At 39.3% G+C, this 15,696-nt stretch carries 15 protein-coding genes; 14 read left to right on the top strand and 1 reads right to left on the bottom strand.

Going from position 1 to position 15,696, the window contains the following annotated elements; genetic code table 11:
* Positions 1 to 45 precede the first annotated feature (45 nt).
* The 12 genes from F4V44_RS10200 (at position 46) to F4V44_RS10145 (ending at position 13,352) form a co-directional block, all read left to right on the top strand.
* Positions 46 to 1,041 (top strand): thiamine pyrophosphate-dependent dehydrogenase E1 component subunit alpha, encoded by a 996-nt coding sequence (locus F4V44_RS10200; RefSeq protein ID WP_150439882.1) that lies wholly within the window; start codon positions 46 to 48, stop codon positions 1,039 to 1,041.
* A gap of 10 nt (positions 1,042 to 1,051) precedes the next feature.
* Entirely contained in the window at positions 1,052 to 2,035 is a 984-nt protein-coding gene (locus tag F4V44_RS10195; protein WP_150439881.1) for an alpha-ketoacid dehydrogenase subunit beta, read from the top strand.
* Positions 2,036 to 2,053: 18 nt separating this feature from the next.
* Positions 2,054 to 3,346 (top strand): dihydrolipoamide acetyltransferase family protein, encoded by a 1,293-nt coding sequence (locus F4V44_RS10190; RefSeq protein WP_150439880.1) that lies wholly within the window; start codon positions 2,054 to 2,056, stop codon positions 3,344 to 3,346.
* Positions 3,347 to 3,529: 183 nt separating this feature from the next.
* Positions 3,530 to 5,383 carry a methylmalonyl-CoA mutase subunit beta gene (locus tag F4V44_RS10185; RefSeq protein WP_150439879.1) on the top strand — a complete coding sequence of 618 codons (1,854 nt, stop codon included), beginning with the start codon at positions 3,530 to 3,532 and terminating at the stop codon, positions 5,381 to 5,383.
* Positions 5,384 to 5,386: 3 nt separating this feature from the next.
* Complete coding sequence (gene scpA / locus F4V44_RS10180; RefSeq protein WP_150439878.1) at positions 5,387 to 7,579, top strand: methylmalonyl-CoA mutase; 2,193 nt, start codon at positions 5,387 to 5,389, stop codon at positions 7,577 to 7,579.
* The gene (gene meaB / locus F4V44_RS10175; RefSeq protein WP_150439877.1) at positions 7,580 to 8,698 is read left to right on the top strand and encodes a methylmalonyl Co-A mutase-associated GTPase MeaB; all 1,119 of its coding nucleotides are present in this window, start codon (positions 7,580 to 7,582) and stop codon (positions 8,696 to 8,698) included.
* 82 nt (positions 8,699 to 8,780) lie between these two features.
* Positions 8,781 to 9,218, top strand: coding sequence for a BrxA/BrxB family bacilliredoxin (locus tag F4V44_RS10170; protein WP_150439876.1), 438 nt, complete (start codon positions 8,781 to 8,783; stop codon positions 9,216 to 9,218).
* A 228-nt stretch (positions 9,219 to 9,446) separates the two neighbouring features.
* Entirely contained in the window at positions 9,447 to 10,235 is a 789-nt protein-coding gene (locus F4V44_RS10165; RefSeq protein WP_150439875.1) for a transporter substrate-binding domain-containing protein, read from the top strand.
* 91 nt (positions 10,236 to 10,326) lie between these two features.
* Positions 10,327 to 10,986 carry an amino acid ABC transporter permease gene (locus tag F4V44_RS10160; RefSeq protein ID WP_150439874.1) on the top strand — a complete coding sequence of 220 codons (660 nt, stop codon included), beginning with the start codon at positions 10,327 to 10,329 and terminating at the stop codon, positions 10,984 to 10,986.
* Positions 10,979 to 11,701 carry an amino acid ABC transporter ATP-binding protein gene (locus F4V44_RS10155; protein WP_150439873.1) on the top strand — a complete coding sequence of 241 codons (723 nt, stop codon included), beginning with the start codon at positions 10,979 to 10,981 and terminating at the stop codon, positions 11,699 to 11,701. The genes F4V44_RS10160 and F4V44_RS10155 overlap by 8 nt, the downstream gene beginning before the upstream one ends.
* Positions 11,702 to 11,811: 110 nt before the next feature.
* Positions 11,812 to 12,813 carry an aromatic acid exporter family protein gene (locus tag F4V44_RS10150; protein WP_150439872.1) on the top strand — a complete coding sequence of 334 codons (1,002 nt, stop codon included), beginning with the start codon at positions 11,812 to 11,814 and terminating at the stop codon, positions 12,811 to 12,813.
* A gap of 26 nt (positions 12,814 to 12,839) precedes the next feature.
* Positions 12,840 to 13,352, top strand: a complete 513-nt coding sequence (locus F4V44_RS10145) for a L,D-transpeptidase (protein WP_150439871.1) — start codon at positions 12,840 to 12,842, stop codon at positions 13,350 to 13,352.
* A gap of 43 nt (positions 13,353 to 13,395) precedes the next feature.
* On the opposite strand, the gene prli42 is transcribed toward F4V44_RS10145, so the two are convergent.
* A complete protein-coding gene (gene prli42 / locus F4V44_RS10140) occupies positions 13,396 to 13,497 on the bottom strand; it encodes a stressosome-associated protein Prli42 (RefSeq protein WP_150439870.1) in 102 nt (33 codons plus the stop codon).
* Positions 13,498 to 13,691: 194 nt separating this feature from the next.
* Here prli42 and mce point away from each other — a divergent pair, with 194 nt between their 5' ends.
* Together mce and F4V44_RS10130 are read left to right on the top strand one after the other, a co-directional pair.
* Positions 13,692 to 14,111 (top strand): methylmalonyl-CoA epimerase, encoded by a 420-nt coding sequence (gene mce, locus F4V44_RS10135; protein WP_150439869.1) that lies wholly within the window; start codon positions 13,692 to 13,694, stop codon positions 14,109 to 14,111.
* The gene (locus tag F4V44_RS10130) at positions 14,104 to 15,654 is read left to right on the top strand and encodes an acyl-CoA carboxylase subunit beta (protein WP_150439868.1); all 1,551 of its coding nucleotides are present in this window, start codon (positions 14,104 to 14,106) and stop codon (positions 15,652 to 15,654) included. Before mce ends, F4V44_RS10130 begins: the two co-directional genes overlap by 8 nt.
* The last annotated feature ends 42 nt before the right edge of the window (positions 15,655 to 15,696 follow it).

Raw genomic sequence — 15,696 nt, 5'->3', positions numbered from 1 at the left:
GGGAGCGATGGGTAATTTAAATATGAAGCTTCAGGAGGTTTTTTTATGGCAGAAAACCGTCACAGTTCATTAGGTTTGAGTGATGATACCGTATTAGAAATGTATGAGACCATGCTCTTAGCACGGAAAATCGATGAACGAATGTGGTTATTAAATAGAGCAGGGAAAATTCCGTTTGTTATATCCTGTCAAGGCCAGGAAGCAGCACAGGTTGGAGCTGCGTTTGCTCTTGATCGGAAGCATGATTATGTCCTTCCCTATTACAGAGATGTAGGGGTTGTTCTTGCATTCGGAATGACAGCTAAAGAAATTATGCTTTCAGGATTTGCGAAGGCTGAGGATCCAAACTCTGGCGGACGGCAGATGCCCGGGCATTTCGGCCAACGGAAAAATAGAATTGTTACTGGGTCATCACCTGTAACGACACAGGTTCCCCATGCGGTAGGAATAGCTCTTGCAGCAAGAATGTCTGGAGAAAATATTGTTTCTTTCGTTACATTTGGAGAAGGTTCTTCAAACCAAGGCGACTTTCATGAAGGAGCTAATTTTGCAGGCGTACACAAGCTGCCGGTTATTTTCATGTGCGAAAACAATAAATATGCGATTTCAGTTCCAATCGATAAACAGCTTGGTTGCGAAAAGGTGTCTGACCGTGCAATTGGCTATGGGATGCCAGGATATACCATTGATGGAAATGATCCGCTTGCAGTTTATGAAGCTGTAAAAAAAGCGGCTGAAAGAGGAAGAAGAGGTGAAGGACCTACCCTTATTGAAACAATCTCGTATCGTCTCACACCTCATTCCTCAGATGATGATGACAGGAGTTATCGAACACAAGAGGAAGTAGAAGAAGCAAAAACAAAAGATCCCATTGCTGCCTTTACAACATATTTAAAAGATGCCTGTGTTCTAGATGAGAAAAAGGAAAAGGAAATAAATGACCGTGTGACATTACTTGTAAACGAAGCAACGGATTATGCTGAACAAGCGCCATATGCTGACCCTGAACAAGTATTTGATTACGTGTATGCAAGAGGATAGGGGGATAATAATGGCAATCATCTCTTATATAGAAGCCGTTACAATGGCGATTCGCGAGGAAATGGAAAGAGACAGAAGAGTATTTGTATTAGGTGAGGATGTTGGGAAAAAAGGTGGTGTGTTTAAAGCAACACAAGGTTTATATGAGCAATTTGGTGAACAAAGAGTCATGGATACCCCTTTAGCTGAGTCTGCCATTGCAGGCGTAGGAATCGGTGCGGCCATGTACGGTATGAGACCAATAGCAGAAATGCAATTTGCTGATTTTATTATGCCCGCAGTCAATCAAATTATTTCAGAAGCGGCAAGAATCCGCTACAGATCAAATAATGACTGGAGCTGTCCGATTGTCATTCGGGCTCCTTACGGAGGCGGCGTTCACGGTGCCTTGTATCACTCCCAATCAGTAGAGGCTGTGTTTGCTAATCAGCCGGGATTGAAAATTGTCATGCCGTCAACTCCCTACGACGTAAAAGGACTTCTTAAAGCAGCCATCCGTGATGAAGATCCTGTGCTGTTTTTTGAACATAAGCGGGCCTACCGGTTAATCAAAGGTGAAGTTCCGGAAAGTGATTATGTTCTTCCGATTGGGAAAGCGGATGTGAAGCGGGAAGGTGAAGATATAACGGTTATCACTTACGGCCTTTGTGTACATTTTGCACTCCAGGCGGCAGAAAGGTTAGCGAAGGATGGTATCTCGACTCATATTTTAGATTTACGCACGGTTTATCCACTCGATCAAGAGGCAATTATAGAAGCGGCCTCAAAAACGGGGAAAGTCTTGCTTGTGACAGAGGATAACAAAGAAGGCAGCATTATAAGCGAGGTTTCAGCTATCATTGCCGAGCACTGTTTATTTGAATTAGATGCACCGATTAAAAGACTAGCAGCCCCTAATGTACCAGCAGTTGCGTATGCACCAACAATGGAAAAGCATTTTATGGTCAACCCGGAAAAAATAGAAAAAGCAATGCGTGAACTTGCCGAATTTTAAGAGGAAGGAGGGGCCGGTATGACAATTGAAAAAATTATTATGCCCAAGTTAGGTGAAAGTGTAACGGAAGGAACGCTTTCTAAATGGCTTATTTCTGTCGGGGACAGGGTCAAGAAATATGACCCGCTTGCTGAAATTATAACAGATAAGGTGAATGCTGAAGTTCCATCTTCTTTTACAGGTATCATTAAGGAATTGATGGTAGGTGAGGGGGATACATTACCCGTAGGAGCAGCGATTTGTGTAATAGAAACAGAACTAGAGCCAGTAATTGAAGATGATATGTCTTCTGAGGGTCAGAAAAGAGTAGAGCAGAAGGTCAGTTTCTATCATGAAGGGAGAAAAGAGCCCGCTTTAAAACTCCGTTATTCTCCTGCCGTTTTAAAACTTTCACAGGAGTATGGAATTGATTTAAAAAGGGTTAAGGGAACAGGTGCTGGAGGGAGGATTACTCGTAAGGATCTCCTGCAATTGGTCTCATCTGGCGGCCAGACTGAACAAAATGAAATGCCAAAGCCTTCTGCTTCTCACTCTTCTGCAGATGTCGTTTCGGAGGCTAGAATAGCTGATACTCCTGGACAAAAAAATAGTAAGATTATAGCTGCGACTGGAGATACTGAAATCCCTGTTACAGGATTAAGGAAGACGATTGCGGCAAATATGGTAAAAAGCAAGCATGAAATTCCTCACGCTTGGATGATGGTCGAAGCGGACGTTACAAACTTGGTTGAATATCGCAATGAAATTAAGACGGAATTTTATCAGAAGGAAGGATTTAATTTAACTTTTTTTGCGTTTATTGTAAAAGCAGTGGCCCAAGCTCTTAAGGAATTCCCGCAAATGAATGCCATGTGGGCGGGTGATAAAATTATTCGTAAAAAAGAGATTAATCTTTCTATTGCTGTAGCAACAGAGGATGCTCTATTTGTTCCCGTCATTAAACATGCAGATGAAAAAACGGTTAAAGGGATTGCTCGAGAAATTTCTGTTCTTGCTGAAAAGGTCCGCACCGGCACTACAAAGGTTGAGGATTTCCAGGGTGGAACCTTTACTGTTAATAATACTGGTTCAATTGGTTCTGTCCAATCAATGGGCATTATTAATTATCCACAGGCGGCCATCCTGCAGGTAGAGTCTATTATTAAACGTCCTGTTGTTATGAATCAAAACATGATTGCTGTTCGAGATATGATGAATTTATGTCTCTCGCTTGACCACCGAATTCTTGATGGATTTATTTGCGGAAAATTCATGAATAGAGTGAAGGAAATTCTTGAAAATACAACGAAAGATAACACACCAATATATTAATAAATAATTCTCTCTAACGTTGCTGATATGAGCAGCGTTTTTTCTTTTTATTCCACATGCTTCCAAAATAGTGATTGTGTGTATGACATATGTATAATAAAATGGTAAAAAGAAAGATAATTTTGAATTTTAAAATTTTTCTAAAAGTTAGGAGGGAAGGCTGCTGACTTTTGGCGGCGTCAGATGGATCTAAAAAAGATGATGGATTATTCATTTTCACAGCAAACGGTTGAAACCTGGCAGCAAAAAGCTGAAGAAGCATTACAGGGAAAAAGTATAGACTCTTTATCAAGAGAAACATATGAAAATATTCAATTAAAACCTCTGTATACAAAAGAGGATGTGAATGAAAAGACATTATCACAATTTCCTGGCAGCGGTGATTTTCGACGTGGAAGTGAAGCCTTAGGGTATATTGGAAATCCATGGGAAATTGCTCAACGTATTGTTGCGGAAAATCCTGAAGATTTTAAAGAAAAATTAAAGGACAGTATCGCAAAAGGACAGACAGCCATTGCGTTTATCCCCTCTGTTTCTATAGTAAAAGAATTACCAGAGCTCATTACCAACTATTATCAATCGTATCCATTCAGCGTAAATGGAGCTCAGTTCCAAAATGAAATCATATACGGAATGGCGGCTTTACAAAATTCTGAAAAAATAAGCGGCTATGTAGGAAAAGACCCTATTTCGCTTTTTGCAAAGCAAGGCGGAGAAAAAGATTATTTGGATTCTGTTTATGATCGTTTAGTGGAAACGATTCAAGCAGCTTCATCGGCATGCCCTAGATTGAAAACGCTTTTAGTAGATACGCCGGTTTATCATAATGGAGGTGCTAATGCCGTTCAAGAATTGGCTATTGCTCTTTCGACTGCCGTCCATCATATAGAACAGCTGAAATCAAGAGGTATGGGAGTTAAGGATATACTTAATAAATTAGTATTTCATTTTTCTATCGGCAGTCAATTTTTTATGGAAATTGCAAAACTGCGGGCAGCAAGAAGTGTATGGAGCAAAATTGTCGAGGCCTATGACGCTGCTCCTGAAGCTGAAGGAAAAATGGTCATTTCTGCTGAAACCTCATGGTATACAAAAACGGCTTATGATCCATATGTGAATGTATTACGAGCAAGTAATGAAGCCTTTGCTGCTATACTTGGAGGTATTCAATTTCTGCATGTGAGCCCCTTTAATGAGCCCGAAGGCAGAGCAACATTATTTTCAGATCGAATGGCTCGGAATACTCAGCTCATTCTCAAGGAAGAAGCGAGCTTGAGTTCGGTTGTTGATCCAGCAGGAGGCTCCTGGTATGTTGAATCGTTAACGAATCAATTAATGGAACAGGCTTGGACTCTTTTCCTTAAGATAGAAGAGAAAGGTGGTATTCTTCCTGCCTTACAATCGAATTGGCTGCAGGAGGAAATCAAGGAGGTAGCTGTAAAGAGGCAAAAGGATATCTTTTCTCGTAAACAGTCAATTGTAGGAATTAATAAATATGCTAATTTGGAAGATACACCTTTAAAAGTTGAGTTTTCAGAAGATTTAAAAACAATCTCATCAACTGTACGTCCTGTGCAACAAACGAGGTTAGCAGAGCCGTATGAAAAGCTAAGAAAAAGAGCTGAGAAATTGGCGAAAGAAAAAACTTCACCTGCAGTTGGTCTGGTTTGTCTAGGAAAACTGAAAAATCATAAGGCTCGTGCAGACTTTATAAGTGATATTTTAGCTCCTGGAGGAATTAAAACAGTAAGAAGCCGGGAAGTTGAAGAAATCAATGATGCTATGAATTTTGTTAATGAAACAAAGTTTCATCATTATATACTTTGCGGCTCAGATGATGATTATAGGGCAGTAGGATTAGCAATCGTGAAGGCTATTAAATCTAATTTCCCTAAAGCTATGCTTTATTTAGCCGGTTTACCGGAGAGAGCCGATCAAAAAGTCTTACTAGATAATGGAATCTCTCAGTTTATTCATTTAAAAAGTATTTGCTATGAAATAGCGGCATCCATTTTAGCTGAAATGGAGGCGGAATAATTAATGGCCCAAAAACCGGATTTTAAAAGGGTTATATTAGATACAACTAAATCAGTTACTGAAGAAGTTTGGAAACAGAAAGCAGCAAAGGAGATTTCTGCATCGATTGATCATCTGTTATTTGAAACCAATGAACATATTAGGACTAAGCCTTTATATACTAAAATGGACTTAGCAGCTGCTAAGCATCTAGGAGATTTCCCGGGGCTTCCTCCTTATACAAGAGGGCCATATCCGACCATGTATGTGAATAGACCATGGACAGTCCGCCAATATGCAGGCTTTTCAACAGCTGAGGAGAGCAACGCTTTTTACCGAAGGAATTTAGCCATGGGCCAGAAAGGGTTGTCTGTTGCCTTTGATCTTGCGACACATCGGGGCTATGATTCAGATCATGCACGCGTTGTAGGAGATGTTGGAAAAGCAGGGGTTGCTATCGATTCAATCGTTGATATGAAGACATTGTTTAACGATATTCCGTTAGACAAAATGTCGGTATCAATGACAATGAATGGAGCCGTGCTTCCGATTATGGCCTTTTATATTGTCACAGCTGAAGAACAGGGAGTTTCTCAAGAAAAGCTGTCAGGTACCATTCAAAATGATATTTTAAAAGAATACATGGTTCGTAATACGTATATTTATCCGCCGAACATGTCCATGAGGATTATTGCTGATATTTTTGAGTATACATCTAAATACATGCCAAAATTTAATAGCATCAGTATTTCTGGTTACCATATGCAGGAAGCCGGAGCACCTGCTGACATTGAGTTAGCCTATACATTGGCTGATGGCCTGGAATACGTTAGAACTGGCTTAAAGGCAGGCATTGATATTGATTCATTTGCGCCAAGATTGTCATTCTTTTGGGCAATCGGCATGAATTATTTTATGGAAGTAGCAAAAATGCGGGCAGCCCGTTGTATATGGGCTAAAATGATGCAAACGTTTGAGCCGAAAAACGGCAAATCATTGGCATTACGTACGCATTCACAGACATCAGGATGGAGTTTAACGGAGCAGGATCCATTTAATAACGTGACTCGGACATTCATTGAAGCCCATGCTGCGGTAATGGGACATACTCAATCCCTGCATACAAATGCACTAGATGAGGCAATTGCTCTGCCAACTGATTTCTCTGCGAGAATTGCTAGAAATACTCAGTTGTATCTACAGGAAGAAACAGGAATCACAAACGTCATTGATCCATGGGGAGGATCCTACTATGTAGAGGTTTTGACTGACCAGTTAATGAAACGTGCTTGGGAACATATAGAAGAAATTGAAAACCTAGGTGGAATGGCAAAAGCGATAGAAACAGGTCTCCCGAAAATGCGAATTGAAGAAGCGGCGGCTAGACGACAGGCTCAAATTGACTCAGGAAAAGAAACGATTGTCGGGGTTAATAAGTACCGTTTAGAAAAAGAAGAACCCATTGAGATTCTAGAGGTGGATAATAAGACTGTTCGACTAAAACAAATTGAAAAGTTAAACCAACTTAAGACTTCCCGTGATAAGGAAAAGGTACAAGAATCCCTAGCGGCAATCGAAAAAGCCTGTGAAACAAACAAAGGAAATCTTTTGGAGCTGGCTGTACAAGCTGCACGTGTACGGGCCACATTAGGTGAAATTTCTTTAGCTATCGAAAAAGTATCCGGTCGTCATAAAGCAACGATTCGTTCCATAAGCGGTGTATACAGTTCCGCCTTTTCAAACGAGAGAGAAATTGAAGCGGTCAAGAAAATGACAGATGAGTTTCTTGAAAATGAAGGCCGCCGTCCCAGGATTTTAATTGCTAAGATGGGACAGGATGGTCATGACCGAGGGGCGAAGGTTATTGCAACCGCATTTGCCGATTTAGGCTTTGATGTTGATATCGGTCCTTTATTCCAAACACCGGAGGAAACGGCTTTACAGGCTGTTGAAAATGATGTTCATGCAATTGGTATGAGTTCGCTTGCAGCAGGACATAAAACCCTGCTCCCTCAGCTTGTTGCTGAATTGAAGAACCTTGGCCGGGAGGATATTGTTGTGGTTGTCGGCGGAGTAATCCCGGCGCAGGATTATGAATACTTATATGAACATGGAGCTTCTGCCATTTTTGGGCCAGGAACGGTCATTCCTATTGCTGCTCAAAAGGTTATCCGAGCTATTTATGAAAGACTCGGCTATGAGGAAGTGAAAGCATAAATGTCTGAAGATAAAAGACCCGAATGGGTGAATCAGGATGAACCGGATATGTTTTCTACCTCTATTCGAAAAGGGGTAGAAGCCGTTCCGCAAGAGAATCTGGTTACAAACAGTACGTTTCGGAAAAAGAAAACTTCTGTTGAAATTACCTGTGAGCAGTTAGCGGAAGGAGTTCTGAATGGTGACCGCAGTATGCTGGCCCGCTCGATTACATTAATAGAGAGTAACGCAGAACACCACTTTCAGAAAGCTCAAACGCTTCTGCAACAACTTTTGGCCCATACTGGAAGGGCGGTGCGCATCGGAATTACAGGAGTGCCTGGGGCAGGAAAAAGTACTTTTATTGAAGCTTTTGGGATGCATTTATGTAATCTGGGATTAAGGGTAGCCGTTCTTGCAGTAGATCCAAGCTCAAGTAGAAGCGGAGGCAGCATTCTCGGTGATAAAACACGCATGGAGCAACTGGGACGTAATCCAAGGGCGTTTATTCGGCCTTCTCCTTCAGGTGGGAAGCTTGGCGGTGTACACCGAAAAACAAGAGAAACAATGCTTTTATGTGAGGCATATGGTTTTGATGTAATCTTAATAGAGACGGTTGGTGTCGGACAAAGTGAAGTAATCGTGCGGGACATGGTTGATTTTTTTATGCTAATAGTTTTAACCGGTGCAGGTGACGAATTACAGGGGATGAAAAAAGGGATTATGGAACTGGCTGATGCAATTGTGATTAATAAAGCGGATGGAGAAAATAAAGCAACGGCACTAAAGACGAAAAAAGAATATAATCAGATATTACATTTTCTCCAACAGGCAACAAAGGGTTGGGAAACAAAAGCCTGCACATGCTCAGCCTTAATGAATGATGGTATTAAGGAAATATGGGACATGATACAGGATTTTGAATCGACTACTAAACAGTCAGGTGTATTTGCTGATCGAAGAAGGTCGCAAATAAAAGAATGGATGAAAAGTATGATTATTGACCAGCTGCAAAACAGTTTTTTTCATAACAAAGCGATTAAAGAGCTACTGCCAAAGGTTGAAAACCAGGTGATTTCAGGTAATAAAACAGTGACCTCAGCTGTGGAAGAATTATTTGAACAATATTTCAAACGTTAACATAAAAAGCGTCTTATTTGTACTTAACTAAAATCTATTGATATGATGTAAATGAACAATAATGAGAATAAGGAGAGTTCAAATGAATATTGATTTTAACTTGTTTATGAACGACCATGTTCGTCAAGCACGGCAGGAAATTGTCACAGCGGGATATACCGAATTAAAGACACCTGAGGAAGTGGAAGAGGCATTTGCGAAAAAAGGAACAACCTTAGTTATGATTAATTCGGTTTGCGGCTGTGCTGGTGGAATTGCCCGTCCAGTGGCAAGTCATGCCATTCATTATGATAAACGTCCAGATCAGTTAGTAACAGTATTTGCAGGTCAAGATAAAGAGGCTACGGAAAAGGCGCGTTCCTACTTCACAGGATATCCCCCTTCCTCACCGTCCTTTGCTCTTTTAAAGGATGGAAAAATCCAAACAATGGTTGAGCGGCATGAAATTGAAGGACATGAACCAGCAGCTGTTATGAAAAAGCTTCAAGATGCTTTTGATAAATATTGTGAAGAAATCTAAATAAGGGCATGGAATGCGTTGAGGAGTGTATGATTGTAATGATCATACACTTCTTTTTTGATAATATTTATAATATTAAAATAGTATTTTAATATAAATTTTTGTTGCATATGTAAAGGAATGTGTTAAAATTCGTTTAGATGAATAATTATTAGTTAGATATTCTTTTGTATTCTTTCTATTAAAGGCTAATACTATAAAATAATGGACAAAAAAGGAGGAAATAGTGTGAAGAAGATTATTTCAATATTATTAATGAGTGTACTGATTATAGGTATACTTGCTGCCTGCGGAGGTGCCGGTGATCAATCAGCAGGAGAAGGAGACAACAAAGATTCAGATGCAAAAGTATTAAAAATGGCTACGTCTGGCGATTATGCACCATTTGAATATATTGATACGGCAAAAGGAGACCAAATTATCGGTCTTGATATTGATATTGCAAAGGCAATTACTGAAAGACTAGGCTATGAACTAGAAATCCAAGATATGGATTTTGGCGGTCTTATTTCTGCGTTGCAAAGTGGACAAGCTGATTTTGTTATGGCAGCCATGTCTGCTACAGATGAACGTAAAAAAAGTGTAGACTTTAGTGATACGTACTACACATCTAAACACGTTATTGTTTCGAAAAAGGATAGCGGGATTAAAAGTAGTGAGGATTTAAAAGGTAAAAAGGTTGGGGCGCAATTAGGTTCCATTCAAGAAGAAAAAGCGAAGGAACTTGCTGAAACAACAGATTTCACCTACGAAAGCCGTAACCGTATCCCAGAGTTGATCCAAGAAATTCTTGCCGGCCGTTTGGATGCAGCGATTATTGAAGATACGGTGGCAAAAGGATATTTAGAAGAAACAAAAGATATTGCAGGTATTACCATTGAAGATGCTGATGGCGGATATGCGATTGCTTTTCCTAAAGATAGTGAGTTAACAGAAGAATTTAATGCAGAATTAAAGAAAATGATTGAAAATGGTGAAATAGAACAAATAATTAAGAAATGGTTTGACGCAGAGTAATAAAGAAAAAAGTAAAAACGTTCAGAAAGGAATCGTTTTCTGGACGTTTTTTATATACTTCTAATTCATTTTGTGAGAGGAATGATTTTATATGAATTTAGATTTTTCATCCGTTCTCCCATCGTTCCCCTTTATCTTAAAAGGTATTGTTGTAACTATACAAATTGCTCTTCTTTCGGGGGTATTAGGGTTCGTATTTGGTATTATACTGTCATTATTTAAAATTAGTAATATAAAGCTTTTAGGTTGGTTTGCGGATGCTTATACTTCTATTTTTCGCGGCACACCGCTTGTATTGCAGTTGATGATTATTTACTTTGGATCCCCTCAGGTACTAGGCTACCAAATCGATCCATTTACGGCAGCAGTTGTTTCTTTTGCTTTGAATTCAACTGCCTATATATCAGAAATTATTCGCGGCGGTATTCTTGCTGTTGATAAAGGGCAGAGCGAAGCAGCAATGGCGTTAGGTGTTCCATACCGTTCGATGATGCTGAATATTGTTTTGCCACAGGCAATAAAAAATATTTTACCGTCATTAATGAATGAGTTTATCACTTTAACAAAGGAATCAGCGATTGTGACGACGATAGGTGTTATGGATATCATGCGTCGAGCCTATCAAGTCGGAGCAGATAAATTTCGCTTTATTGAGCCGTTGTTATTAGCCGGGGTTATTTATTATTTAATTGTTATGGCATTAACGTTGATCGGAAAGCTTGTCGAAAGGAGTATGAGAAAAAGTGATTAAGGTTGAGGGATTAACTAAGCATTTCGGCAAACTTGAAGTCCTGAAGGGCATTTCTACAACTATTCATGAAGGAGAAGTGGTTGCGATTATCGGTCCATCCGGATCAGGAAAATCAACATTCCTTCGTTGTTTAAATTTATTAGAAGAACCGACAGGCGGCCATATTTATATTGACGGAGTAGACATCACAAATAAGAAAACAAATATCATGAAAATAAGACAAAATGTCGGCATGGTTTTTCAACATTTTCATTTATTCCCACATAAAACAGTCATGGAAAATTTGACTTATGCTCCTATGAAGGTGAAGCGTATGTCAAAGCAGGATGCAGAAAAGAAAGGGATGGCTTTATTAGAGAAGGTAGGATTAGCTGAAAAAGCCAATGTTTATCCGACACGCCTATCAGGAGGCCAAAAACAGCGGGTTGCGATAGCTCGTGCGTTAGCGATGGAACCTCAGGTTATGCTGTTTGATGAGCCGACATCTGCGCTCGATCCGGAAATGGTTAAAGAAGTATTAGATGTCATGAAGACTTTAGCCCAGTCAGGCATGACGATGGCTATTGTTACTCATGAAATGGGATTTGCCAAGGAAGTTGCCGACCGGGTTCTGTTTTTAGAAGGCGGGGTTCTAGCAGAGGATGCATCTCCAGATGAATTCTTCTCAAATCCAAAAAGTCAGCGAGCTAAAGACTTTCTCGAGAAAATACTCTAATAATCTAATAAAGATGGAAAAAGGTGGTCGAAAAGATCACCTTTTTTCCATATTGGGGCTCTATTCCATGGTACACTAATATGAAAGGACGAGTTAATAGGAGAAGAAAAATGAAGTTTCGAATTGGTTATAGAACAATTAAATCTGCTGTCGGTGCAACTGTATCCATTATGCTGGCTGAGTTGTTAGGATTCCAAAATTTTGTCTCTGCTGGAATTATTACAATCCTTTGTATTCAAGTAACAAAGAAGAAATCATTGCGGGCATCATGGGACCGCATCCTAGCCTGTCTAACGGCTATCGTATTTTCGATTATTTTCTTTGAAGTACTTGGCTATTATCCAATTGTCATTGGCTTATTATTAGTACTATATATCCCCACTGTTGTTATGCTGAAGGCAAGTGAAGGAATTGTATCAAGCACGGTTATTATTTTGCATTTTTTCTCAGAAGGACAGGTTACAGTGTCCTTTATCTTCAATGAATTAGCCATCATATTTATTGGAATCGGTATTGCCTTGTTGGCAAACTTATACATGCCAAGCTTAGATAATCAAATTGCGGAATATCAGGAGAGGATTGAGGCTAACTTTAGAAAGATATTCCTTGAAATTGTAAAATATTTGCGCTTGGGAGATAGTAATTGGGATGGAAAGGAAATTGCCGAAACCATCCATTTAATTAAAAACGCCAAAGTGCTGTCTTTTCAGGTTATGGAAAATCAATTTATACATAATGAAGAGGATGATTTGTATTATACCTATTTTGAAATCAGGGAGAAACAATTTGAAATAATGGAACGGGTTCTTCCAATTATCACGTCCATTACACATACTGTTGAGCAGGGAAAGATGATTGCTGATTTTATCGAGGAGCTAGCTGAACATATTCATGCAGGAAATACAGCACATATTTATCTGGAAAAGCTTAAAGAAATGCATCGGGTATTTGAAAATATGGATCTTCCCAAAACCAGGAGTGAATTTGAAATTCGAGCAGCCCTTTTTCACTTTATTAAAGAAATGGAACAGTACTTGCTTATTAAACAGAATTTTAAAGGAATAAAAAGACAAATAGTGGTGCATAAGGAACGGCTTGGAGGAGAAAACTAAGCAAAAGAAATAGGCGGGTGATCGCAATGCTTCAATTGATTTCAAGTCTGTTTTTAGTCATTTCCTTTTCTCCCATTTGGCCGCTTGGGGTGAATCCATTACCTGGTGATCCCTTTGTGATTGTAAATAAGTCAACAAATGAATTAGCCTTGATTAATGATAACCGAGTACAGACAGTCGTACAAGCTGGTACGGGAAAAACGCAGGATTTGACACCTGAAGGGTTATTTATTGTAACGGTAAAAGCAGAAAATCCTTATTATCGCAGAAAAAACATCCCAGGAGGTACAGCCGATAATCCTCTTGGTACTAGGTGGATTGGTTTTGATGCAAAAGGAACAGATGGGAGAATTTATGGTTTGCATGGGACCAATAATCCAGCATCAATTGGTCATTATGTTTCTGAAGGATGCATTCGGTTACAAAATGAAGCAATCGAAGCATTATATGAGTTCATACCGCTAGGGACAAAAATTTTAATCATCTCATCATCAAAATCGTTTGAGGAATTGGCACTTGAATATAATGCAGTAAAATAAAGGGAATTGTCAATTTTTGACAACTCCCTTTTGCTTTAGTTTATCAAAAAAACATTGCTACTCCAGCAAGTAAGGTTGACGCTAGCATGGCAAAGATCATTAAATAAACAAAAATCTTTTGCGTTTTTTTCCTCTTTTTGGACAAAACTTTATCCCTCCATCATTCTTGTTTCATAAGTTATGATCCTATTCATATTTTACTAGCAAAAAATAATTTGGACAACCGTGTAAAAAAAGAAGGATTTTGAACAACTATACAGAATTTTACAACTATTATGATATTTCTAAAAATTTGGCAGTGTTTAAAGATTTGATCTATTAATTGGGGATGAATGAATCATGATTAAAAAAGTAGATCACATTGGCATTGCTGTGAGCTCTATTGAAGAGGCACTACCTTTTTACACGGAAGTGCTAAAATTAGAGCTGCTTGGCATAGAAGTAGTTGAGAATCAAAAGGTTAAGGTGGCATTTATTAAAGCTGGTGAAACAAAGCTTGAACTCTTAGAGCCTGTTAGTGAAGAAAGTGAAATTGCTAAATTTATTGCTTCTCGTGGTCAAGGAATCCATCATGTCGCATTAGGAGTGGAATCAATCGAAGAAAGAATCCGGGACATGAAAAAGAATGGTATCAAAATGATAGATGAAAAGTCTAGAATTGGAGCTGGCGGAGCAAATATTGCATTCATGCATCCGAAGTCAACTGGAAGTGTCCTTTACGAATTATGCGAGAAGAAAGAAGGGAATAATCATGAATGATATCTATGATAAAATCCATGATTTATATGATCGTAAACGGGAAGTTGAGATGGGCGGCGGAGACGAGCGGATTGAAAAGCAGCATGAAAAGGGGAAGTTAACTGCTCGTGAGCGTATAAATCTTCTAGTTGATCCAGGTACATTTGTTGAATTTAATCCTTTTATCGAACATAACTGTAACGATTTTGGACTTGAGCAGCAAAAGAGTCCCGGTGATGGTGTGGTAACCGGTTATGGAAAGGTAAACGGACGTCCAATCTATTTATTTGCCCAGGATTTCACTGTATTTGGCGGTGCGCTTGGTGAAATGCATGCTAAAAAGATTGCTGCTGTAATGGATTTAGCCGCTAAGAATGGTGCGCCTTTTATTGGCTTAAATGATTCAGGAGGTGCGAGAATCCAAGAAGGTGTTGCCTCTCTTGACGGCTATGGACAGATTTTTTATCGAAATTCTATTTATTCGGGAGTTATTCCGCAAATATCTGTTATTATGGGGCCGTGTGCAGGAGGCGCTGTCTATTCGCCTGCTATAACTGATTTTGTTTTGATGGTTGAAAAGACAAGTCAAATGTTTATTACAGGGCCTAAGGTCATTGAGACGGTTACAGGAGAAAAAATTTCGTCTGAAGATTTAGGTGGTGCAAAGGTTCATAACTCAATAAGCGGAAATGCGCATTTCCGAGGTGAGTCTGAAGAAGTCGTAATAGAGCAGGTACGCAAGCTTTTAAGCTACCTGCCGCAAAATAATGAAGAAAAACCTCCTGTTCTTTCTTATGAAGAGGAGGATGATTATCGTCCTGATTTAACAGACGTGATTCCATTTGATACTCTTCGTCCGTACGATGTAAGAAAGGTAATTGAACAGGTTGTTGATGAACATTCATTTATGGAGGTCCAAAAGGATTTTGCGAAAAATATTGTAATCGGACTTGCCCGCATGAAGGGGGAAGTCATTGGGCTTGTATGTAATCAGCCTAAATTTATGGCCGGAGGGTTAGATATCAATTCGTCTGATAAAGCTGCCAGGTTTATCCGTTTTTGCGACTCTTTTAATATCCCAATTATTACATTTGAAGATGTAACTGGATTTTTCCCTGGAGTTAAACAAGAGCACGGCGGGATTATTCGTCATGGAGCTAAGATTTTGTATGCGTACTCAGAAGCAACTGTGCCTAAGTTAACCGTCATTCTGCGTAAAGCCTATGGTGGTGCATACGTAGCTTTAAATAGTAAATCAATTGGTGCAGACCTTGTTTTTGCTTGGCCGAATGCCGAGATTGCTGTGATGGGCCCACAAGGGGCAGCTAATATCATTTTCGCCAAAGAAATTAGTCAAAGTCCAAATCCTGAAGAAACACGCGCGCAAAAAATTGAAGAATACCGCAGGAAATTTGCTAATCCATATGTGGCTGCAAGTAAGGGGATGGTTGATGATGTCATTGACCCGCGTGAAACAAGAATTAAAATTGTTCAGTCTCTGGATATGCTTAGAAATAAAAAGGACTCCAGACCAAAGAAAAAGCATGGAAATATTCCACTATAAAAATAATCTATCTATTAAAAAAAGATTGGTGCCATAGCCAAT

This window comes from Niallia endozanthoxylica (assembly GCF_008710145.1).
In the GTDB taxonomy this organism is placed as follows: domain Bacteria; phylum Bacillota; class Bacilli; order Bacillales; family Cytobacillaceae; genus Bacillus_BD; species Bacillus_BD endozanthoxylica.
Note: the sequence above shows the minus strand (reverse complement) of the source record. Positions and strands in the feature narration are given on the sequence as shown.

Excerpts from the sequence above, each read along its gene's own strand:
- F4V44_RS10200 (WP_150439882.1), top strand. The coding sequence starts at position 46 with ATGGCAGAAAACCGTCACAGTTCATTAGGTTTGAGTGATGATACCGTA.
- F4V44_RS10195 (WP_150439881.1), top strand. The coding sequence starts at position 1,052 with ATGGCAATCATCTCTTATATAGAAGCCGTTACAATGGCGATTCGCGAG.
- F4V44_RS10185 (WP_150439879.1), top strand. The coding sequence starts at position 3,530 with ATGGATCTAAAAAAGATGATGGATTATTCATTTTCACAGCAAACGGTT.
- F4V44_RS10145 (WP_150439871.1), top strand. The coding sequence starts at position 12,840 with ATGCTTCAATTGATTTCAAGTCTGTTTTTAGTCATTTCCTTTTCTCCC.
- scpA (WP_150439878.1), top strand. The coding sequence starts at position 5,387 with ATGGCCCAAAAACCGGATTTTAAAAGGGTTATATTAGATACAACTAAA.
- F4V44_RS10130 (WP_150439868.1), top strand. The coding sequence starts at position 14,104 with ATGAATGATATCTATGATAAAATCCATGATTTATATGATCGTAAACGG.
- F4V44_RS10160 (WP_150439874.1), top strand. The coding sequence starts at position 10,327 with ATGAATTTAGATTTTTCATCCGTTCTCCCATCGTTCCCCTTTATCTTA.
- mce (WP_150439869.1), top strand. The coding sequence starts at position 13,692 with ATGATTAAAAAAGTAGATCACATTGGCATTGCTGTGAGCTCTATTGAA.
- meaB (WP_150439877.1), top strand. The coding sequence starts at position 7,580 with ATGTCTGAAGATAAAAGACCCGAATGGGTGAATCAGGATGAACCGGAT.
- F4V44_RS10190 (WP_150439880.1), top strand. The coding sequence starts at position 2,054 with ATGACAATTGAAAAAATTATTATGCCCAAGTTAGGTGAAAGTGTAACG.
- F4V44_RS10170 (WP_150439876.1), top strand. The coding sequence starts at position 8,781 with ATGAATATTGATTTTAACTTGTTTATGAACGACCATGTTCGTCAAGCA.
- F4V44_RS10150 (WP_150439872.1), top strand. The coding sequence starts at position 11,812 with ATGAAGTTTCGAATTGGTTATAGAACAATTAAATCTGCTGTCGGTGCA.